The organism is Aedoeadaptatus acetigenes (assembly GCF_025566985.1).
GTDB classification, from domain to species: Bacteria; Bacillota; Clostridia; order Tissierellales; family Peptoniphilaceae; genus Aedoeadaptatus; species Aedoeadaptatus acetigenes.
The window spans coordinates 20,304-41,513 of the sequence record NZ_JAOQJD010000001.1 but is presented as its reverse complement, the minus strand read 5'-3'; the positions used below and the strand labels follow the sequence as shown (position 1 = coordinate 41,513).

Sequence of the window (21,210 nt, the reverse complement as noted above, 5' to 3'; positions counted from 1 at the left end):
TCACTGAAATTCCATCGACAGAGCTTCGGGCCTTTGATAGAATATTTGAAGAGGTGATGGTGTGAAACTTGATTTTTTATCTTCGCGCAAGGGGGATATTCCCGAACGAAACAGCGAGATGAAGCCTTATATTAAAAACACAATTAATCGAATAAAAGAAGGAAACTTTTCTAAAAAAGAACAGGCGGCTTTAGCGGCGGTGCTTATTTTGGCGGCATCGGGTACGGGCTACGGCGCCTTTATTCACGCGCCAAAGGCTCAGCAGGACGCCCTTCGAGCGGCGTTAAACGCCACGCCGGCTGTGGCTCACGCTCAAGAAGGGGACGGAGCGGCCTTTGCCGATGAAAAACCTACACTAAAAGAAACGGAAGTGGAACAGGCCGTAGCCAACGACATCGCGTCGGATCCCAATGTGGAAATAACCAGCGAAGAAGTGGTGCCCGACGGTGAAAATTCAGGGCTCATGAACTTGGTCGTGGAACACAGCGGCTCCACCGACGTGTTGAGCCAGTATTTGGAAACCCTGCAAGGCGTATCCTATAAGCTGAACATCGATTCCATCAGCTACAACAAAGATCCCTCGGATGTGGAGGCCACATCCATTCGCCTGTCCATTCCCTACGACATCGTGGACAACAGCCTATCGTCGAAAACCTTCGACACGCCGGCGCCGGAGGCCACAGCGCCTGCCGCGCCGGACACGACGGCGACCCCTGCAACGGGCACCGGCACGGCCACGGCGCCTTCGAGCTCCTCTTCGTCTACATCTACGTGGCGCCCGGTCTACCCGTCTACGTCCCGCACGACCACGCCTGTCGCGCCGTCCACATCCCACACGACGACGCCCGTCGCGCCGCCCAGGACGGCACCGTCTACATCCCATACGACAACACCGAGCACAAAACCGGCAGAACAGCCGAAACCCCAAGTGAAGCCTCAATCGGAAACGCCGCCGAAGACGAAAGATACCGTCAACTTGGCGCCGGCCTTGACGACGTACTCGGCCTTCGATTGTTTCTTGTCGGCTTCCATGGATGAGGGCATGCCCGTGGTACTGGAGACGCAAACGGACCGCAACGTGGACAAGGCCTATCAAATTCTCGACGTGAAATTCGAAACGCCTATGAAGGCAGAGGGCCAAGAAGCGCCGAAGCGCGTCGTCATCATGGACACTGGCGGATTCTATCTGCCGAAAAACGGCCATGAATTCAGCATCGACGTATCCGACGGTGCGAAGACCGAAGGCATTTACAGCCTGATCTTGGCCGACGAGGAAGGAAACAGCAAGGAAGTTCTTCCCCTGCGCAAAGAGGATTTAGGCGACGGATTCTATCGTATTTTCTTCCCCTTAAACGGCATGGACGGTACGATTCGCGTCAATCAACTTCGCTACACCTTTACGGATCAAGGCGGCGTAAGCGAAGTGATGGCCATTCGAAACATTCAAATCCTATCGAATGAAAACTAAATTAAAAGCCATGACCCTTGTGGAACTGATTTGTGTCATCGCCATTGTGGCGGTCCTCATCACCATCGGCGTCATGGGAATGAGAGGCGTTCGGCGATTTAAAGCTGAACGCCAAATTCATACCATCACAGGGGAGCTCAGCGACTTGAGAAAGCGCGCCATGATTACGCGCTCCCACACGAAAATGCTTTTTAAAGACGACAGATACATGATTCAATATGATGAAATTGAAAAAACCGTGCCCTACGAAGACGATTTGATTTTCGTCGAATCCAATACAGCGCAAGGTGGGAATATTATTTCATTCAGCCCGTCGGGCAGGCCGTCCAATAGCGGCACGATCACCTTTCGCGTCGGGAAAACGGCCTTTAACGTCATCGTGGCGCCGGTAAACGGACGCATTCGAATGGAGAGAGCCGATGAAGAAAGCTAGCTTCACTTTGCTTGAAGTCATGGTGGCCGCCGCCATTATCGCGCTGGTTACCGTCATGCTCAGCGCCTTTTTGGGAGGCAGCTTCAAGCAATTAAACGAACAAAATACGAAGCGGGACAGGCTCAATCGAAGCGTCAACACCATGGAATCATACATGGCCTACGAAGATAAGGCGGAGCCCGGAATGCACGTCGTCGTCTCGAGCTACGACGATCAATTGGAGAAAGTGGAGGTGTTCGATGAGAAGACGGGGAAAAGCCTCTTGGTGTCCCTCCGACCGAAAAAAAGCCTTTACACTCCTTGAACTCCTGTTGGCTATGGCCATCGGCGCCGTACTCATCGCATTACTTAGCCAAATTTTATTCAGCGGACTGAACGGCGCCGCCGCCTTCGCCGGCCGCATCAATCGCGAGAACGACGTAAGCTTCGCCTTAAACAGCATGGTGGATGAGCTTCTTGGGGCCGACAGCATCTATCGAATCGGAGAGAATTACGTCCAATTTTACGTTCGCGAGCCGGGAGAAGAGGGGCACAAAGTGGTGAGCTATATCTTTGAAGGCGACAAATTATCGCGTTTCGCCGATCACAGCCACATCAAATATCCCATCAACCGTTTGAACGTAAAACAAGGCACACAAACCGTCATACTGAGGCATGTAGATGGGCTCAGCTTTGAGAAGAAAGACGATTGCCTCGTGATCCGCCTGAGATGCGGCGGTGAATCGAAGCGCGTCGTCGCCTTCAGGGGGTCATATGAGTAGGCGGCGCGGCTCCATCGCCCTGATGGCCGTCTTTATCTTTGCAGTGATCAGCCTCCTGTCCTTGGTGATTTTTTCCCGCATAGAAGACAATTTGCTTTTACTCGGCGCGGAAAAAGACGAAAAGCAGGCCTCCTATTACGCCGAGTCGTTGGCGTATTTGGCCAACGAAGGCGTCAGTAAAAAAAAGATCATCGACGTCATTCAATTAGGCGGAAGTTATCATTTGCCGGCCGTCTCCATGGACGATGTATCAGACGAACATCCCCGTCTGTCCTGCGTAGCGGAAAAGGGAAGCTATACCGCCGTCAAACTGGAAATTTCCTGCACATACAAGGGTATCGGCGCCAAGGCAAATCTGCGTTTCGACGGCGTGAATCCCCTTTTCATTCAAGAAGACGGCGTGCTCAGCGTGGAAGAAATGAAAAATGCCGGCGTCTACGAGGCGTGGCAGCCCATGCTCGCCGAGAGCTTTACAAAACCGCCTGAAGCGGGCGTTCGTTCCGTCATCACACGGGAGCCGCTCCAGAAGCAAAAAGACGGAGAACTTGTGCAGGTAACGGAAGAAAATCAGGAAATTCCCCTATTCGAAAACACGGAAAAACTTCGTTGGGAAATAGAAAGCGCCGTGGAAACGAAAAACCCGCTGGAGGTAAGCGGCGTCCTTTGGCTGAAAAAAGGATCGTCCCTAAAAGGAGACGTCCACGTCAAAGGCGTATTGATTCGCGAACCCGGGGCGGCCGTGGAAGGACAAATGGTCGTGGACGGGCTTCTCATCGGCGAAAATACCGGGCCGATCCGCGCCAATTTCCAACCACGTCTCGTGGAACAATCCTTTTATTTTTTCGACGACTTCATAAAGCCGAGCGGCTACCGATTAAAAAAGCTTTACTAAGGCGGCGGGTCACATCTTGTGGGTTATTTTTCAATTTGATATAATAAATAGGCAGTACAATTAAGGAGGAAATTATGATCTCAGCTGGTGATTTTAGAAAAGGTGTAACTTTTGTTATGGACGGAGACGTCTACCAAGTCGTGGATTTTCAACACGTTAAACCGGGAAAAGGTGCGGCCTTCGTTCGTGCTAAAATTCGTTCGGTTTTAAACGGCGGTGCGAAGGAAACCACCTTCAATCCCTCGGAAAAGTTTGAAAGTGCCGTAATCGAAACCAAGCAAATGCAATACTTGTATTCTGATGGCGCGCTTTACTACTTTATGGACACCGAAACTTACGAACAAATGCCCATCGAAAAGGAATTCGTGGAAAATGCATTAAACTTTATGCGCGAAAACGACATGGCGACAATCCAAATCTATCAAGGCAAGCCTTTTAACGTCACCCCGGAAAACTTTGTCGAATTGGAAGTAACGGAAACCGAGCCCGGCGTCAAGGGCGATACCACTTCCGGCGCGACGAAACCCGCAACGGTTGAGACAGGATTCACCCTACTTGTACCCTTGTTTGTTGATCGGGGAGATGTTATTCGCATAGACACGCGTTCCGGCGAATATATGTCCAGAATTTAGCCAAGGAGGCAACCATGAAAAACATTTTGCAACGCATCGCTTATGTTCAAGGTTTAGCAGATGGATTGGGACTGGAAGAATCGTCGAAAGAAGGCCAAATTCTATTGGAACTCGTCGACGTGGTCGCGGAATTGGCAGAAGTCGTCGATGAAAAATTCGAAGACATGGAAAGCTATGTCGACGTCGTAGAAGAAGACTTGGCCGAATTGGAAGACTATGTCTACGAAGACGACGATTTTGACGACTACGATGACTTTGATCTGGACGATTTCGACTTCTTCGAAACCTACCCGGAAACCGCCGAGGAAATGTTCGAAGATATCGAAGTATCCGAAGACGAAGCTGAATAAGAAATGAACCGCCTGAGGGCGGTTTTTTTGTGGAGAAATTCGGGAAATTTGCTTTATACAGATGAAGAAGTTAGGTCATATGCAGTGATTAGATAAGTAAAGCGCCGCCCATAGGACGACGGCCGTAAAAATGGTAAACTAACAACAGAGCTAACGAAAATGATCGAACTAAAAACAGAGGAGTGGATCAAATGTTGAAATCAGCAATATACGGTTTAGCTGTCGGCGATGCCCTGGGCGTTCCTTTCGAATTTAAAAAACGCGGAACATTCACCTGCAAAGAAATGACCGGCTACGGCTCGTGGAATCAGGCACCGGGCACCTGGTCCGACGACACGAGTATGACTCTGGCCACATTGGATTCGATTAAAGAGACGGGCCGCATCGACTGCGAGGATATGCGGAGGCGGTTTTGCGATTGGCTCCATAGAGATGCCTACACCGCCAACGGCGAGACCTTCGATGTCGGCACCACGACCCGCATCGCCTTGGAACGAGGGCAGGGGCTCGACGATTACCACGCAAACGGCAACGGTTCCTTGATGCGCATTTTGCCCTTGGCATTTACTGAGGCGACAGACGAGGAGATCCGAGCCGCCTCCGCCATTACCCACGCCCACAAACTCTCCGCGGACGCCTGTGTCGACTACGTGCATCTGGCGCGGCAATTGATTCGCAAAGAACCGGTTGCGCGAGATGAGATCAAAAACAAAAGCGTGGACGATATTCAGTCCACCGGTTTCGTCTTGCACACATTGGAAGCCTCGATTTGGTGTTTATTAAATACCACATCCTACACAGAAGCCGTGCTTACAGCGGTGAACCTCGGCGACGATACGGACACCACCGCTGCGGTGGTGGGCGGCTTGGCGGGGATTGTGTACGGCTACGACAGCATCCCGAAGGAATGGATTGATGCGCTGAAAAATAAAGGGCTTATCGACTCGATTTTAAATAAATAAAAAGGAGGCAATACAATGATGGAGCCTAAATTTCATCCCTATTTAACTGAGAAAAAAGCGAGGACTGAGCACGGCTATAAATACATAGTCTTGAAAGAAGATACACCGAAAGATTTAAAAGATGAATACATGAAAATCGTTGCGGAGCAAGATGAAAGATTGAGAAGGGGAGAAATGATCATTATGTTTTAAATAGACAAAAAGCCTTTTTTGAATCCTTCATTTTATAAGAGAGCGCAGATGAGGATGAAAAGCAAAAAATGAATAGTCGCAAGGAAATAAAGAAAAAATGAAGTCAAAAAGCGTTCGGGGAGAGTGATTCCTTAGATGCTTTTACTTTGTTAGCGAAATTAAAATCTATTTACTCGGTGGTTTTCATCTTTCTCTCTTCACGAAGCTGTAACTTGGTTCTTTCATGGGCTTCCTGCAAAAGGGAATAGAGTGAGCTTTGAATATCCGGGTGGCTTAAAATATCCGGTAGTTCTGAAAACCTGCTTTCTTGGGAAAGAGAATAATTGGCGAGGAATATTGTTATAGAGTCAGAAACTTCCTTATATTGCTCCTCTTGAATCATAAATTGAATTGTACCAAACTTTTCTTTTAAACAAATCGCAAGGTTGGCTTCAAATTTTTGAGGTTCATTTTTTATATAGCGTTGGTTGGTCCATCCAACTTTTTTAGAAAACAAAATTATTTCATGGGTGGAGAAACATTTCGTAACAGCACCTTTTATTGTGGCATAAAGAGGCGCGCTCAAACACCGAGGATTTAAGCGTGCGATCCAATCGGGTCTTTCTGCCATCATAGCGGCAATTAAAATAGCATCGTTGGAATAGCTATTAAAAGATTGATTCTCGGAATGGTACTTTTTAAGTTCAAAAATCATTTCTACGGCTTGCTCAATTTTTTCAGTAAATAAAAAGCGCTCCAAACCGTAATAAAAAATAAAAACGTAAGAAATGTCGATGGACTGAGATATGTCTTGAAGCCATTTTAAATAAGTAAAACGCTCTACGGAAGTAAGCTTGTCGTAAGTGGGGTAATAGCCAATTTTCTGATCCGTTGTTCCCTCAACAATGGGTAAATGCACATTAATAGCAGAAGGTTCAGATTGAAAACTGATCTCGAAAGAGTAGAAGCCATTGTCGAAGGTTTGTGTTCCTCGTTCGATATTTTTATACGGGCCATTAAAAAACCAGAGCAGATCAAACACATTTGAAGGGACAATTTCACGTAAGTTTCGAGCATCCATATTGTCCTTGGTTGGAGCGATTGCATCATTGTCTTTATAGGAAATGTTAGGGGTCGAAGTCGGCAAACGATCAACTACATTTTCGTCGGTGATAACGGGGCTTTTCGTCGGTATAATCGCTTCAGTTTTCGGATTAGTTAGAATATTTATTCGAGGCTTCGATTTTTGATACGCGGTGTAAGCGAGAATGCCGTAGAAAACGCCGAGGAAAATGTTCGGATGTCTACCGAATAAGGCACCCCATGATGCAAGCCCCAGAATAATCGCGATAAATTTTAACCATCGACGTGGTGACCGTGTCGTATATTGATCAGGAGAGTAGCCTTCTTTTTCCAATACATGCTTAACGGCTTCGGATTTCGTTGCATCGTAATGAAATTTTGTTTTTTTCGGTTGCCTCGCTTTCATCTTCTTAGGTGAGGTCACCGGTTTAATAGGTTTTAGTAAATCGACGGTCGTTTTATTGTAGACTTTGTTATAAACAGCTTTTTTTGGATTCTTTATGTAACCCATGCCTTTTTTCCCGTAACCGGGAATAAGTGCTTTTTTTACAGAGCGTTTCAACCTGCCGGTAGTTCTGGCTTTAAAGCTTTTTTTTAAGTTAGGCTTTCTTACACCGAACTTCATTGCATACCTCCTGAACTGCAAATTTTTTCCATTCTTTCACATTTATAATTTGGTCAAATTGCCGTGGATGAAATGAATGGCGTTCTCATGGATTTTAAATTAAATGCACTTGTCGTCAAAAGTATATCCAAGAAATTTTTGAATAGCAATGAGCTTGGGGAAATTGGGATTTCATAAACAAAGATAAATGCCAGCTATAAATTTTGTTCATAAATTGATTGGGAAGAAAATAAAACCAAAAGTGTAAAAGATACTTAATGCTACGGGTTCGCTGCCCTTACAAAATAAAATGAAGTTAAAGCCTACGGGACGATGCCAAGACTCCTGGAAGTTTGTACTCATATGTCTATTAAAGTAAAAAGCCGTTGGTCATTATAACCAACGGCCTCAACCATCTGTACATAGTCCTTATCTTTTCGCGCGTCTGTAGCCCGCAGCTTGGGCCTGTGCTTCACTTTCAAATAAAACAATATTTCTCGGTGCGATTTTGTGGTAGCTTGCATCCTGAGGAAGGTGGTAAATGCGCGAATTTCGATTTCCGCGAATATGTCCTTTTCCCTGTGGAGCGCCGATTGCCCGATTATTTTTATTGTTTTGAACAATTGGCGTGACGGGATTGTTTTGCTCGTTCTTTTCATCTGTCTTTTCGTTGCTTGAGGGCGTTTCGGGACTGTACCCCGTGCCGACTACGGCCGTATAGGTGGCCTGATCCCAGGATACCGGCTTACCCATGGCTTCGGCGATAACTCGAAGCGGCAAGAAGGTGCGATTGTCGCGAATGACGGTCTCCGTATCCATTTTGACCATTTTGTCCCCGGCGCGATAATGGGATTCACCGGGCGAAAAGATAAAGTCCTCGTCGTTGATTTTGATGTGTACCTGACGTTCCTTTGTGTTCCACTGAATGTCGAGTCCTAAAGCTTCAGCTACTTGACGTAGAGGAACCAGGGTTCGGTTCTTGTGGATATAAGGCGATACATCGCCTGTAATGTAACGGCCCTCGACCCAAAGTCTTGCGTCGCGGGCAGATGCCGGTTGCGGGATGAAGCCGATCAGCATGGCCACGGCCAACAATACAGATAGAATTTTTCTTTGCAAATCAGAGTCCTTTCTATGCTAAATTATAACTTTTCGGATGGAATGCGGCCGGTCGTTTTTTCGTAGAAACGCACGGCTTGCTTTACACATTAAATTTAAAATTGACGACATCGCCGTCTTCCATGACATAATCCTTGCCTTCGCTTCGGATCCAACCTTTTTCTCGGGCCTGTGCAATTGAACCAGCTTCCACCAGTTTTTCGTAAGAAATGGTGTCGGCTTTAATGAAGCCGCGCTCGATGTCGGTGTGGATTTTCCCGGCGGCTTCCGGTGCCTTGGCGCCTTTTTTTACAGTCCAAGCGCGGCTTTCCATTTCGCCGGTGGTAAGGAAGCTGATTAAGCCCAAAAGGGTGTAGGATGCTTTTACCAGGCGGTCCAAGCCGGAATCGGCGAGGCCCATGGCGTCGAGAAATTCCGCTTTGCTTTCGTCATCCAGGGCGGAAATTTCTTCTTCGATGGCGGCGGAAATGATGATGGTCTCATCGCCGCTTTGATCGGCAAAGGCTCTCACCTGATCCACGTAGGCGTTGCCGCTGACGACGTCGTCTTCGCTGACATTGGCCGCGTAGATCACGGGTTTCATGGTCAAGAGGCTGAAGGAGGATAAGAGTTTTAAATCCTCTTCCGAATAGTCCAAAGAACGGGCCGGTTTTTCAGCTTCCAATGCGGCGATGATTTTTTCGATTAAATCGTGTTCCGCCTGCAAACTCTTGTCGCCCTTCATTTGTTTTTTCACCCGATCCCGGCGCTTTTCCAAAAGTTCCAAATCGGAAAAGATCAGCTCGAGATTAATGGTGTCGATGTCCCGCACGGGATCGATGCTGCCTTCCACGTGGATAATGTTGCCGTCGTCGAAACAGCGCACCACGTGGACCAAAGCGTCCACTTCGCGAATGTGGGACAAGAATTGATTGCCCAGGCCTTCGCCTTTGCTTGCGCCCTTTACGAGTCCGGCGATGTCGGCGAATTCGATGGTGGCGTAAATGATTTGCTTGGAGTGGCTCATTTCGCTCAACACGTCCAGTCGACGGTCTTTCACTTCCACCATGCCCACATTGGGCTCGATGGTGGCGAAGGGATAATTGGCCGCTTCGGCGCCGGCTTGGGTGATGGCGTTAAATAATGTGGACTTGCCTACATTGGGCAATCCGATAATTCCTAATTTCATAAATACTTCCCCCTAATCCTAATCCAGCTCATTATACCATAGTTTTTGCCGCTCTTTTATGGGATTGGATTTCATTTTATGGGGCATTCATGTATAATATGAAGGTAAAGCGAGGTGACACATGAGTGCTATTGTAGTAAATGAACTGACCAAAAAATTTCGTCGGAATTTAGTTTTCAACGATTTTAACTTGGAAGTGTTCGATGGTGAGATTTTTTCGATCATGGGGATGGAAGGTGCCGGCAAGACGACCTTGGCCCGCATTTTGTTCCATTTTTTAAAACCGAATAAGGGTACGATCCGTATTTTCGATATGGACGGCCAAAAGGAATCCAAATCCGTGAAGGAATTTACCGGCTACGTCCCGGAAGAGGTTTGGATGTACGACAATTTAAAACCCATGGCGATTTTTAATCATACCTTGGCATTCCATGGATTAAAGAATACGGACGACATTCAGTCGTTGATGGAATATTTTGAATTGGACAATCGGCACAAATTCGCCGATTTAACGGATTCGGAACGCAAGCGCGTGGCGATTATTAATGCCCTGATTGCAAAACCGAAGTTGTTGGTTTTGGACAATCCGTCGAAGGATTTGTCCCGCGCCATGTTGGATAAACTTTTTACCCACATAAAGCGCCTTCAAAGTTCCGAAGGCCTTTCCGTCTTGCTCTTGACGGACGATTTGGCCATCGGCCAACGCTACAGCGATCGAGGCGCCTATTTGTCCGGCGGCCGCTTAACGGGCATCGAGTATTTGAAGGATAAAAAGAACAATGACAAGGTGCTTCGCATTTTCGACGAGCTGATCGACGTGGGGGCCTTTGAAGAAATCGGCGCGACCTTATTAAAAGACGAGTCCGGCGACGTGGAGTTTTTCTACGACGGCTACTTGCCCACGCTGACCACCGTATTGCATCAACAAAAAGTGAAGAACTACGTCTTGGAAGATGCGGTACTGGAAAATAAAGTGGAAATCTTTAAATCCGGCCGCAGCGTCAGCGAGCGCCCGGTTCCACCGGCACAAGAGGCGAAGACCTCTCTTGACGATACCTCGGAAGAGGACACGATCATCGCCTACGACGACAAGGCCCTTGAAGCCGAAGCGAGCGAGACGTCGGCACCCATGGAAGACGACACGGTGATTTTAAGCGAAGCGCCTCTAAAGGATGAGGCGCAATCGACGGATGCGGCAAAAGAGGACGCAGCCGAAGAAGTCGCCGCACCGAAAGAGGAACAAGGGGCTGTCGAAGAAAAGACGGAGGCCTACGATTCCGATTCCATGATTCTGGACAGCCGCAAGACGCAGCCCATCGAACCGGTGGATTCCGACGATGTGCTCGAGGAAAAATACAGTTTTAAGCCGAAAAAGGGGGATGAGTGATGGTTTTTAATCTCGAAATGAAAAACAATCGGGGCAAGGCCTTTGCTTGGTTCTTGGTTCTCGGGATTTTAACCGGCCTGTTAATGGCCTTTTTCCCGCTCCTACAAGACGACAATCTCCTATCCCTGGCCAACGGTTTTCGCGATGGCTTTTCCGAAAACATGCAACCGATTTTAGGTTTCGGTAGCGAAGTTGCCTTCGACAAATTCACGGACTACATTCCCTTTATCTTCCAATATTTGGGTATCTTGTTGGGGATTTTCGCCATTCAATTGGGGGCGAAGAGCTTGTCTCGGGAACAAAGCGCCGGTACCATCGAATACCTCTACGCTAACCCCATTACACGGACGGAAATTTACAGCGGCAAGTTCACGGCCAATATGTTGCATTACGGCCTCGTGCTTCTCTGTGTATTGCTGGTCGCCTTTGCAAGCGCCTACGTCTTCGGGATCCACGACGTACGCAACCTGGCCCTCGTGCTGCTTCAGGTATTCATTTGCCTGCTCCTCTTGGGCTTTGAATTTCTGTGTGTCGGCTTTTTCTATTCCTCGATTTCTTCCCGCGCATCCCACGCGGAAGGAGGGAGCCTGCTCTTGTTTATCGCTATTGCCCTCGTGTGGGCCGCACTCATCTTTATGGGAAGCGGAACACAAGCCATTGCGGCATTCTTCCCCTTCTCTGCATTGAACCCGCTGAGCATGGCGGGAAGTGGCGATTTCCAATGGATCGGCATGGTTGCAAACATCGTGCTCGGATTGATCTTCTGGGGATTGGGCTGTATTATCTACAAAGGAAAAGAACTAAAATTTTAAACCAAGACGAGCGGCTCATGGAGTCGCTCTTTTATTCGGAGGGACTATGATTCGATTAATTGCACTGGATTTCGACGGCACCATCGCCGCGAGAAAACAACCTTTCGATGAAACCATGATCGAGTACGTGCAACGTTGGAAAGAAATGGGCATCGAAACGGTGGTGGCCAGTGGCCGCCCCTTTCGTTCGTTGAAGCGGGAACTCGCTCCTTACAAGGATGAAATGGTCCTGATCAGCAACAACGGCAATTTAATTCGCCGTAAAAATTCGGAAGAGACCCTGGACCGCTTCGTTTTCGATAAAGACGCCATTCGCCCCTTAACGGCGGCCATCGAAGCTCGGGGGCTCCATCCGATTTTTCACGTGGACAGCTACGCCAAAGGCTACGATTTGGTTACCCTCCACGAGCAAACGGAGCGGGAAGCCTCCTACATTGTTTTTTACGAAAACATGTACAGAGAAATGTCCTTGGATGATCTTTTAAAAGAAGATGTCCTGGCCGTGGCCGGCTACACCACCCCCGATGTCTTCGAAGGATTAATCGAGGAGCCGGTGATTAAAGAAGGTGGACTCACGGCCCATTTGCTGAAGAGCAGGGATCCGAAACTTTCCCTTTTTGAAATCATCGGCAAGGGCAGCGACAAGTGGCGGGGCCTGAGCACCTACGGCAAGATGAAAGGCATCGCTCCGGAAGAGATGATCGTCGTCGGCGACGACCGAAACGACGGGGCCATGATCGCCCACGGAGGCGTGGGCATTGCCATGGCTTCGGCGCCGGAGGATGTAAAAGAAGTGGCGGACAGCATTTGCGAAGAAACGCCTGAAAATTACGGCGCCTTTCGCTGCGTCGATGCCATTGTGAGAAAGGAGGCGGGGGATGAACATTAATTGGTATCCCGGGCACATGAAAAAGACCATCGAGTCTTTAAAGAGCATGAAGGCCCAGTGCGACGTGGCGGTGGTCCTCCTCGATGCCCGCATTCCCGTGAGCAGCTACAATCCGCTTCTGGACGAGGTGCTCACCTCCATTCCCGTGCTCATGCTCTTAAACAAATCGGATTTGGCGGATCCGAAGGAAACACAGCGCTGGATCGATTACTTCAACGGGCAGGCGGACACCTCGGCCATTGCCTTCTCCGCCACATCGAAGCTCAATGAAAAGAAGCTCACCGAAGCCCTGGAAAATTCTGTAAAGGATTTGCGGGAAAGAGAAGCGGAAAAAGGCATGGAAAAGCGCAAGCTGCGGGTTATGGTGGCGGGGATTCCCAATGTAGGGAAATCCACCTTCATCAATCAGCTGGCAGGGAAAAAATCCGCCGCCATCGGCAATCGCCCGGGCATTACAAAGACCAATCAGTGGATTCGCCACCACAAAGCCTTCGATCTCCTGGACACCCCGGGTGTCTTGTGGCCCAAGCTGGATCCGCCCATTCGCGGTCGCCATTTAGCCTACACCGGCTCCATTAAAGACGAGATCATGGACGTGGAGACCCTGGCCTTTGAACTCGTTAAAGAAGCCATGAAAAAGTTCGAAGCCCCCATGATGGCGCGCTACAATCTTACGGAAACCTTTGACGATCCCGTGGCGGTCATGGACGCCATTGGCAAACGCCGGGGCTGTTTGATCCGCGGCGGCGAAATCGACTACACGAAAGTCTCCCACTTGATTCTGGACGAATTCCGCGCCGGCAAGTGGGGACCGATTACCTTGGAGCGCGCCGATGACCGATCTGAATTTTGATCTGGATCATCTGAAAGAAGGCTACGATTGCATCGCCGGCATCGACGAGGTGGGCCGCGGCTGCCTCTTCGGCGACGTGGTGGCGGCCTGCGTCATCATGCCTCTGGATAAGGCCATTGACGGCGTGACGGATTCAAAAAAACTCTCTCCGAAAAAACGCGGCCTACTGGAAGCGGCCATTAAAGAGCGAGCGGTTTTTTATGCCTACGCCAATGAAAGTGCACAAGTAATCGATGCCATCAATATAAAACAGGCCACGCGGCGTGCCATGAAGGCGGTAGCGGAGAAGGCGATGGCCCATTTTCCGGACAAGAACATCCTGTTTTTAGTCGATGCGGAAACCATGGATCTGGACTGTCATCAGGCGGCGATCATCCACGGCGACGACCTGTCTTATACCATCGCCTGCGCGTCCATATTGGCAAAGGAGCATCGCGACAGGCTCTGCATTCAGTGGGGCGAGGACTATCCGGGCTACGGCATAGAAAAACACAAGGGATACGGCACGAAACAGCACCGGGAAGCCATTCGCGCCCTCGGTCCCTCGGCGGGGCATCGCATGAGTTTTTTGACGAAAATTTTAAACAAATAGAGACAGAAAGTGCCGTCGGGCCTGTTTTTGCCTGTCTGCGGTTTATGGTATAATAGGTAAAATAGGAGGCAGAAATGGTTGAAAAATATTTTGTTGACCCTGCGGGGAACACCAATGTAAAAATAGCCGACGACGTGATTACGCGGATCGCTCAGGAAGCGGCTACGCGGGTCGAAGGCGTTTATAATAGCTACACGACGAAAAGAGACATCGGCGACTTCTTGCCCGGACGAGGCCAATCGAAGACCAAAGTCACCGCCGACGAAGAAAAAAGCGTGGTGGATATTTCCATCGTCGTGGAATACGGACGCAACATCTTGGAAGTGGCAGAAGAAGTGCAAGACGCCGTCAAGATCAGCCTTGAAAACATGACGGATTTGGACATTACGGCGGTGAATGTTCACGTCAACGGCGTGCGCGCCCAAGAAAAAGAATCCGTATAAAGGGAAGGAATTTTGTTGAGCAGAAAACTTTCAAGAATCGGAACCATGCAGGTTGTATTTGCAATGGAACACAGAGGCGATTTTTCCATGGACGTGGCGGAATCTTTTTTCGAAAGCGTCTGGGAAGCCCACGAGGTGGAGGAAATGTATCGCCACGTTTTCAGCGAAAAGAAAGCGGCCATGCGTTTGGAATCCGCGTCGGACAGTCCCTTTTCACCTGATGAAAAGGCCTACATTATCGACTGCGTCGAAACCATTGTCGAAAACAAAGACGCCATCGACAAAATGATCACCGATCACTTAAAAGACGGTTCCATTCGCCGCATTTCCGCTGTGGATCTGTCTATTTTGCGCGTCGCCGTGGCGGAAATCATGTATCACGAAGATATTGCGCCGCCGATTTCCGTAAATGAAGCCGTGGATTTGGCGAAAATGTACAGTTCTAACGACAGCGCTCGCTTCGTCAACGGCGTTTTGGGCCATATCGTTCGAGAAGGCGGCTATGAACCCAATTAGCGTATCGGAGCTTCTCGCCTATGCAAAAAAAGTGCTCAAGACCGATTACATGTTGAATCACGTCTTGATAAAAGGGGAGCTTTCCGAAATAAAAACGGCGGCAAGCGGCCATGTCTATTTCACCGTAAAAGACGACAAGGCTCGCATGGACTGCATTATGTACCGCGACGACGCCGAAGCGTCGGACATGGAATTCAGCGTGGGCATGGAAGTGGAAATGAACGGTTCCGTGGCCATTTACGCCCCCTCCGGACGGTTGCAATTTGTGGCGAAGACCATGGAGCTCACCGGAGAAGGCGCCCTTTACAAACTTTTCTTAAAATTAAAAGACCTTCTGAGCAAAGAAGGTCTATTTGATATGGAAAAAAAGATGCCTTTGCCTCAGATGCCGAAGACCGTGGGCGTGGTCACCAGCACGGCCGGTGCGGCTCTTCACGATTTTTTGCAGGTGGCGGCCAACAGAAATCCCGCCGTCTCCGTCATCGTCTCACCTACCCTCGTGCAGGGGGAAGGGGCCGGCGCCTCCATCGCCCGGGCCTTCAAACGGCTGGACGCGCGGGATGATGTGGATGTGGTCCTCATTACCCGTGGCGGCGGCAGCATGGAAGATTTGTTTTGCTTTAACGACGAGACCTTGATTCGCACCTTGGCCGAAAGACGCCATCCGGTCGTATCTGCCGTGGGCCACGAGGTGGACACAACCCTTTGCGATTACGTGGCCGATGTGCGGGCGGCGACGCCGACCCACGGCGCGGAAATTATCGTCAGCCCACGGGAAGACATTCTCTCCGCCTCGAGGGCGCGCCTTCGCACCATGGAACACGTCATCGCCTTGAATCTTCAAGAGGCAAGAAGGCGAAACGACGCCCTGGGCCACCGCCTGCATCAGGCCGTATCCATGGAGGCCATTTTAAACAAGCGATTGGCCCAAAAGGCCGTGAAAGAGCGCATGGACTTTCGCATGAAAGAGACGCTGAATCTTCACGAGCAATCCCTGAAAAGCGACGGTATACGCATAAAGGCCGTGAATCTTCCGGCGCGGGCGGAGAGGGATATGGAGCAGCTTGCTGCGCTCAAGCAGCGCATGGTGCGTGAGTCGTCACTGGCAGTAAAAAATGCACAGCGGGATTTAGCGGAGCTCGACAATCGCATGAAGGCCATGGGCAAGGAGCGGGTGAAGCCGCGGGTGCGCGTCTGTGATCGCTACATACGATCGGCAACGGAGCTCGACGTGGGCGACGTGTTAAATATAGATCTCATCGACGGGTCCGTCGAAGCCCGCGTGCTTTCCATAGAAAGGAACGGTCATGAATTATAAAGAAAAGTCGGAGCAACTGGAAAAAATCGTGGAGCGCATGGAAAATGAAGACCTTTCCTTGGAGGAAATGGTGAAGCTCTACGAAGTGGCCACGTCCCTTTACAAGGAACTGGAAAAAGATTTAAAGGGCCTGGAACAAAAGGTTCGCGTGCTCACCGAAGGCATGGAAGAGGAGGGCGACAATGAACTTTGATAAGCGATTAAAGGAATATTACGAGGCCATCCCCTCGGCGGCCGACGAATTAAAAGAAGCCATGCTCTACTCCCTGTTTACGGGAGGCAAGCGGGTGCGGCCCACGCTTTTTTACACCGTATTAAAGGACTTGAATTACGAAGGCGACGCCGCCTTTTACTTTGCTGCCGCCATGGAATCCATCCACACGTACAGCTTGATTCACGACGATTTGCCCGCCATGGACGACGACGATTTCAGACGTGGGAAGCCCTCCTGCCACAAGGCCTACGGCGAAGCCTTGGCCATTCTCGCCGGCGACGGGCTCCTTTCCCAAGCGGCAGAGCTTGCCGCCGAAGGGGCGTCTTTGGATCCCGCGGGCGGAATCGAGGCCATGAAATACTTATTTAAAGCTGCGGGCACCACGGGCATGGTGGACGGCCAGGTCTTGGATATTCGCGCCGGCGCATCCTCCGGCGATGAAGTGATCTACAAGCGAAAAACCGGCGCCCTCTTAGGGGCCTGCTTCGCCATGGCAGGTGCCTTGGCGGGGAAACCCAAAGAAATGAACGACACCTTGTATCGCGTCGGCGAAACCTTGGGCCTGAGCTATCAATTTCAAGACGACTACTTCGATTTGGAAGAAGACGGCGCGGAAGTGAATCCCGACGACTACCTGGTGAAGGCCCGTGAATACACCGAGGAATGTTTAAGCCTCCTCGCCTCTGTGGGTCAATTCGAGGAAACGGAAGCACTGGTCAATAAGATTTTAAAAAGAGACAGGTGATGGCGTGAAAGAGCGTGCAGATGTCCTTTTAGTGAAGAAAAATTTAGCGCCCTCTCGGGAAAAAGCCAAGACCATGATTATGGCGGGCGAAGCCTTTATCGGCACGGAGCGCATCGCCAAGGCGGGGCAAATGATCGATGCCGATGCGGAAATCAGAGTAAAGGGACACAGCCTGAAATACGTCTCCCGCGGGGGATTTAAGCTGGAAAAAATCATCGAAAATTGCGGGATCGACTTGACGGACAAAGTGTGCATGGACATCGGCTCCTCAACCGGCGGCTTTACCGATTGCATGCTGGCCCACGGCGCCAGGAAGGTCTATGCCGTGGATGTGGGCTACAATCAGCTGGCCTATTCCCTGAGAGTGGATCCAAGGGTCGTGGTTATGGAGCGGACCAATGTGCGCTATCTGGATGCGGAGGATCTGGACGACGCCATGGATTTTATTTCCATCGACGTGTCCTTTATCTCCCTCGAATTGGTGCTCCCCAAAGCCGTGAGCTACTTGTCCGAGACGGGAAAGATCGCCGCATTGATTAAGCCCCAATTTGAGGCGGGCAAAGGCAAGGTGGGCAAGGGCGGCATCGTCTCCGACCCGGAGATCCACCGGGAAGTTTTAAATAAAATACATGATCTCGTCGCGGATTTGGGTATGTATCCTGAGGTATTGACCTTCTCGCCGATCCAGGGCGCGACGGGGAACACGGAATTTTTAATGCTTATGACGAAGGAGGTCGCGGCATCGAAGCCCGTCGACATCGACGGCGTGGTGCGGGCGTCCGGGGAGGAGTTTCGCTAATATGTTTTTACGCCTTCAAATCGATGACTTCGCCATTATCGATCACTCGTCCATGGAATTTCACGACGGCTTTTCCGTATTGACCGGGGAGACCGGCGCGGGAAAATCCATTATTATGGACGCCATCGGATTGATTCTCGGCGGGCGGGCTCAAAAAAATATGATTCGAAAAGGCGCGGAGAAGGCGTCGGTTCAGGGCGTTTTTATGACGAAAAACAAAAAGGCCCTGGATTTTCTCGCGGAACACAACATTCCCTTTGAAGACGTGATTATTGTGGAGCGAAGCATCGACCGCGATCGGCCGTCTCTGTCGGAAATCAACGGAAAAATCGTGACGAATGGAGTTTTGAAAGACTTCGGCTCTATTCTCGCCCTGTCGGAAGTGCAAGGCGAAAATAGTTTTCTCATGAAACCGGATTTTCAGCTGGAGCTTTTGGATCGCTTCTGCGGCGAGGAGCACAAAAGGGATCTCGCCGAGTTAAAAGAAATCTACGGCGCGTACCGGGCGCTTTTAGACCGATTAAAAGCCGAGGTAAAGGATCCCGAGGCCTTGGCTCGTGAAGGGGATCTCTTGCGCTATCAAATCGAGGAGATCGAAACTCTGGCCCTGGAAGAAGAGGAAGACGAAGCCTTGGCCGAAGAATTTCGCGCGAGAAACAGCCATACGGAAACCTTGGAACTTCTAAATGAAATGAATCAGTTGGCCTTTGAAGAAGGGGGCATTCGCTCCCTCTTGGATCGGTACGGTGCAGCACTTGAAAAGGTGGCGCAAAACGACAGCCATTTCGCCGATCTCTTCGAATCCTTTGAAGACATGCGCTACGGTTTTCAGGACCTGGCGCAAACCCTTCGTGACAGGGGCGAAAATTTTGACGACGATCCCGGCCGTTTGCAGGAAGTGACGGATCGCTTGGATACGATCAATTCCATGAAGAGAAAATACGGCGACAGCTACGAAAAGATCCAGGCCTTTTTGGAAGAAAGCCGGAAGCGGCTGGACTTTATCGACGATTACGAACACGTGGTTGAAACCATGAAAAAGGCCTGCGAGGAAAAAATGGAAGCGGCCACGGCCCTTTCCCTTCGGTTGAGAAAGCGCCGGATGGATGCGGCTCAAGTGCTTGAAGGGCGTATGGCCCGGGAGATGGAAGAGCTGGACATTCAGGGCGCGGCATTTAAGGTGGATTTTTCCGAAAAAGCTTTGGCCGCAGACGGCATGGACGGCGTCCGCTTCCTCGTCGCCACAAACAGAGGCGAAGATTTGCTTCCCATGGCGGACATCGCCTCGGGCGGCGAAATCAGCCGCATCTTTTTAGCCTTTATCAGCATCTTTTCCGAATTGGACGAGCGGGAAATCCTCATTCTTGACGAAGTGGACACGGGCATGAGCGGCAAGACCGCGAAAGTGGTGGCGGAAAAAATGAAGCGTCTATCTGAAGACAGGCAGCTCATCGTCGTCAGCCACTTGCCTCAAGTGGTGGCGCGGGCCGATCGCCAGTACCGCATTCAAAAGCGACTGGAAGCGGGACGCACGGTCTCCTACGTTCAAAAACTCAACGACGAGGAACGCATCGCCATGTTGGCCACCATGATCAGCGGCGAGGACACGGAAAAGACGCGAGAGACAGCACGCGAAATGTTACGAAACCGAATCTAGGAGGTTTTATGATTTCTGAAGAGCGCATTATACGCAGCGAAAAAATATATGAAGGCAAGGTCGTCACTTTGAGTTGCCACACCGTAGAGCTGGACGGTCAACGTTACGGCAAGCGGGAAGTGGTAGAACACGCCGGCGGCTGCACCATGGTGGCTCTGTGTGAAGACGGTAAAATCCCCTTCGTGAAACAGTATCGAATCGCCACGAAAAAATGTCTTCTGGAGCTTCCCGCCGGGCTTATCGAACACAACGAAAATCCCATGAAGGCTGCCATTCGGGAACTGGCCGAGGAAACGGGACTCGTAGCGGAATCCGCCGAGTTTCTCCTTGAAGCCTATACGTCCCCGGGCTTTACCAACGAAAAGATCCACATCTTCTATTGCGAAAATCCCACGCCCGGTGAAATGCACTTGGATGAGACAGAGGATTTGGAAGTGGTCTATATGGATCTGGACGAAGCCCTGCGCATGATCAAATTGGGCGAAATTATCGACGCAAAAACCATTATCGGGCTCTACGCCGTAAAAGAAATGAGAGATGCTAATGAACAAAACCATTGAATACTTAGATAAACAAACCGACCTCCGCCCGGAGATCGGCATTATTTTAGGAAGCGGCTTAGGTGATTTCGCTGAAACCATCGAAAACGCCGTGTCCATTCCCTACAAAGACATTCCCGGATTTAAACAGTCCACGGTTCAGGGCCACAGCGGCGAGCTGATTTTCGGTACCCTGGCGGGAAAAAACATCGTCGCCATGAAAGGCCGCATCCACTTCTATGAAGGCGTGGACATGGCCGATGTGGTCTTTCCAACAAAGATTCTCTGCGAACTGGGCATAAAAACATTAACCGTGACCAACGCCGCCGGCGGCGTCAACGAAGGTTTTGAGCCCGGGGATTTAATGATTATTACCGATCACATTAATTTCAACGGAAAGAATCCTTTAATCGGCCCCAACGACGGCAAGGGCGAGCGCTTCCCGGATATGTCCTATGCCTACGATCCGAAGCTTGCGGCGCTGGCGAAATCCACGGCCGAAGAATTGAAGATCAAGCATCAATCGGGCGTGTATATGTACATGACAGGCCCCAGCTACGAAACGCCGGCGGAAGTGCGCATGGCCCGCATTTTAGGTGCCGATGCCGTGGGCATGAGTACCGTGCCCGAAGTGATTATCGCCAACCACCGAGGCGTGAAGGTCATCGGCATTTCCTGCATTACCAATATGGCGGCGGGCATTTTGAATCAACCCTTGGAACATGAGGAAGTGATCGAAATTTCCGCACGGGTCGCCGACGATTTTAAGGCATTGGTTACGAAGACCATCGAGGCGATTTAAT

26 protein-coding genes are annotated in these 21,210 nt (G+C 50.2%); 23 read left to right on the top strand and 3 right to left on the bottom strand.

From position 1 onward, the window contains the following. The first annotated feature begins 61 nt into the window (after positions 1-61). The 9 genes from OCV31_RS00240 to OCV31_RS00200 all read left to right on the top strand — a co-directional run bounded on the left by OCV31_RS00240 (position 62) and on the right by OCV31_RS00200 (position 5,690). Complete coding sequence (locus OCV31_RS00240) at positions 62-1,468, top strand: hypothetical protein (protein ID WP_148471486.1); 1,407 nt, start codon at positions 62-64, stop codon at positions 1,466-1,468. Then, positions 1,458-1,901 (top strand): prepilin-type N-terminal cleavage/methylation domain-containing protein, encoded by a 444-nt coding sequence (locus OCV31_RS00235; protein WP_148471484.1) that lies wholly within the window; start codon positions 1,458-1,460, stop codon positions 1,899-1,901. Before OCV31_RS00240 ends, OCV31_RS00235 begins: the two co-directional genes overlap by 11 nt. Further along, positions 1,888-2,205, top strand: a complete 318-nt coding sequence (locus tag OCV31_RS00230) for a PulJ/GspJ family protein (RefSeq protein WP_148471482.1) — start codon at positions 1,888-1,890, stop codon at positions 2,203-2,205. Before OCV31_RS00235 ends, OCV31_RS00230 begins: the two co-directional genes overlap by 14 nt. Then, complete coding sequence (locus OCV31_RS00225) at positions 2,141-2,662, top strand: prepilin-type N-terminal cleavage/methylation domain-containing protein (RefSeq protein ID WP_148471480.1); 522 nt, start codon at positions 2,141-2,143, stop codon at positions 2,660-2,662. Before OCV31_RS00230 ends, OCV31_RS00225 begins: the two co-directional genes overlap by 65 nt. After that, positions 2,655-3,554: a hypothetical protein gene (locus tag OCV31_RS00220; protein WP_148471478.1), complete on the top strand. Its 900-nt coding sequence runs from the start codon at positions 2,655-2,657 to the stop codon at positions 3,552-3,554. Before OCV31_RS00225 ends, OCV31_RS00220 begins: the two co-directional genes overlap by 8 nt. A 74-nt stretch (positions 3,555-3,628) precedes the next feature. Beyond that, positions 3,629-4,186: an elongation factor P gene (gene efp / locus OCV31_RS00215; RefSeq protein ID WP_148471476.1), complete on the top strand. Its 558-nt coding sequence runs from the start codon at positions 3,629-3,631 to the stop codon at positions 4,184-4,186. 14 nt (positions 4,187-4,200) lie between these two features. Beyond that, positions 4,201-4,536, top strand: coding sequence for a CD1247 N-terminal domain-containing protein (locus tag OCV31_RS00210; protein WP_108830764.1), 336 nt, complete (start codon positions 4,201-4,203; stop codon positions 4,534-4,536). 191 nt (positions 4,537-4,727) lie between these two features. Continuing rightward, positions 4,728-5,498, top strand: a complete 771-nt coding sequence (locus OCV31_RS00205) for an ADP-ribosylglycohydrolase family protein (protein ID WP_148471474.1) — start codon at positions 4,728-4,730, stop codon at positions 5,496-5,498. A 15-nt stretch (positions 5,499-5,513) separates the two neighbouring features. Beyond that, positions 5,514-5,690, top strand: a complete 177-nt coding sequence (locus OCV31_RS00200; protein WP_267303705.1) for a hypothetical protein — start codon at positions 5,514-5,516, stop codon at positions 5,688-5,690. Between the two features lie 169 nt (positions 5,691-5,859). On the opposite strand, the gene OCV31_RS09695 is transcribed toward OCV31_RS00200, so the two are convergent. The 3 genes from OCV31_RS09695 to ychF form a co-directional block, all read right to left on the bottom strand. Continuing rightward, complete coding sequence (locus OCV31_RS09695; RefSeq protein WP_148471472.1) at positions 5,860-7,377, bottom strand: TerB N-terminal domain-containing protein; 1,518 nt, start codon at positions 7,375-7,377, stop codon at positions 5,860-5,862. Positions 7,378-7,785: 408 nt separating this feature from the next. Continuing rightward, positions 7,786-8,475, bottom strand: coding sequence for a copper amine oxidase N-terminal domain-containing protein (locus OCV31_RS00190; RefSeq protein WP_148471470.1), 690 nt, complete (start codon positions 8,473-8,475; stop codon positions 7,786-7,788). Positions 8,476-8,557: 82 nt separating this feature from the next. After that, a complete protein-coding gene (gene ychF / locus OCV31_RS00185) occupies positions 8,558-9,643 on the bottom strand; it encodes a redox-regulated ATPase YchF (RefSeq protein ID WP_108831666.1) in 1,086 nt (361 codons plus the stop codon). Between the two features lie 121 nt (positions 9,644-9,764). On the opposite strand from ychF, the gene OCV31_RS00180 reads away from it, so the two are divergent. From OCV31_RS00180 to OCV31_RS00115, 14 genes are all read left to right on the top strand, one after another. Continuing rightward, the gene (locus tag OCV31_RS00180) at positions 9,765-11,030 is read left to right on the top strand and encodes an ATP-binding cassette domain-containing protein (protein WP_148471468.1); all 1,266 of its coding nucleotides are present in this window, start codon (positions 9,765-9,767) and stop codon (positions 11,028-11,030) included. After that, entirely contained in the window at positions 11,030-11,842 is an 813-nt protein-coding gene (locus OCV31_RS00175) for an ABC transporter permease (protein WP_267303721.1), read from the top strand. The genes OCV31_RS00180 and OCV31_RS00175 overlap by 1 nt, the downstream gene beginning before the upstream one ends. Before the next feature lie 46 nt (positions 11,843-11,888). Continuing rightward, positions 11,889-12,731 carry an HAD hydrolase family protein gene (locus tag OCV31_RS00170; protein ID WP_148471464.1) on the top strand — a complete coding sequence of 281 codons (843 nt, stop codon included), beginning with the start codon at positions 11,889-11,891 and terminating at the stop codon, positions 12,729-12,731. Further along, positions 12,721-13,584, top strand: coding sequence for a ribosome biogenesis GTPase YlqF (ylqF, locus tag OCV31_RS00165; RefSeq protein WP_148471462.1), 864 nt, complete (start codon positions 12,721-12,723; stop codon positions 13,582-13,584). The genes OCV31_RS00170 and ylqF overlap by 11 nt, the downstream gene beginning before the upstream one ends. Beyond that, complete coding sequence (locus tag OCV31_RS00160; protein WP_148471460.1) at positions 13,565-14,176, top strand: ribonuclease HII; 612 nt, start codon at positions 13,565-13,567, stop codon at positions 14,174-14,176. Before ylqF ends, OCV31_RS00160 begins: the two co-directional genes overlap by 20 nt. Before the next feature lie 74 nt (positions 14,177-14,250). Continuing rightward, positions 14,251-14,619 carry an Asp23/Gls24 family envelope stress response protein gene (locus tag OCV31_RS00155; protein WP_148471458.1) on the top strand — a complete coding sequence of 123 codons (369 nt, stop codon included), beginning with the start codon at positions 14,251-14,253 and terminating at the stop codon, positions 14,617-14,619. A 12-nt stretch (positions 14,620-14,631) separates the two neighbouring features. Further along, positions 14,632-15,135 (top strand): transcription antitermination factor NusB, encoded by a 504-nt coding sequence (gene nusB / locus OCV31_RS00150; protein WP_148471456.1) that lies wholly within the window; start codon positions 14,632-14,634, stop codon positions 15,133-15,135. Continuing rightward, the gene (xseA, locus tag OCV31_RS00145; RefSeq protein WP_267303704.1) at positions 15,122-16,453 is read left to right on the top strand and encodes an exodeoxyribonuclease VII large subunit; all 1,332 of its coding nucleotides are present in this window, start codon (positions 15,122-15,124) and stop codon (positions 16,451-16,453) included. Before nusB ends, xseA begins: the two co-directional genes overlap by 14 nt. Next, on the top strand, positions 16,443-16,646 hold the full coding sequence (gene xseB, locus OCV31_RS00140; protein ID WP_108831675.1) for an exodeoxyribonuclease VII small subunit: 204 nt from the start codon (positions 16,443-16,445) through the stop codon (positions 16,644-16,646). Before xseA ends, xseB begins: the two co-directional genes overlap by 11 nt. Then, positions 16,636-17,412 (top strand): polyprenyl synthetase family protein, encoded by a 777-nt coding sequence (locus OCV31_RS00135; RefSeq protein WP_148471452.1) that lies wholly within the window; start codon positions 16,636-16,638, stop codon positions 17,410-17,412. The genes xseB and OCV31_RS00135 overlap by 11 nt, the downstream gene beginning before the upstream one ends. A gap of 4 nt (positions 17,413-17,416) precedes the next feature. Next, complete coding sequence (locus OCV31_RS00130; RefSeq protein WP_148471450.1) at positions 17,417-18,211, top strand: TlyA family RNA methyltransferase; 795 nt, start codon at positions 17,417-17,419, stop codon at positions 18,209-18,211. A 1-nt stretch (position 18,212) separates the two neighbouring features. After that, positions 18,213-19,868 (top strand): DNA repair protein RecN, encoded by a 1,656-nt coding sequence (gene recN / locus OCV31_RS00125; protein ID WP_148471448.1) that lies wholly within the window; start codon positions 18,213-18,215, stop codon positions 19,866-19,868. 8 nt (positions 19,869-19,876) lie between these two features. Continuing rightward, positions 19,877-20,428: an NUDIX hydrolase gene (locus OCV31_RS00120; protein WP_148471446.1), complete on the top strand. Its 552-nt coding sequence runs from the start codon at positions 19,877-19,879 to the stop codon at positions 20,426-20,428. Further along, complete coding sequence (locus OCV31_RS00115) at positions 20,412-21,209, top strand: purine-nucleoside phosphorylase (RefSeq protein WP_148471444.1); 798 nt, start codon at positions 20,412-20,414, stop codon at positions 21,207-21,209. The genes OCV31_RS00120 and OCV31_RS00115 overlap by 17 nt, the downstream gene beginning before the upstream one ends. Position 21,210 lies beyond the last annotated feature (1 nt).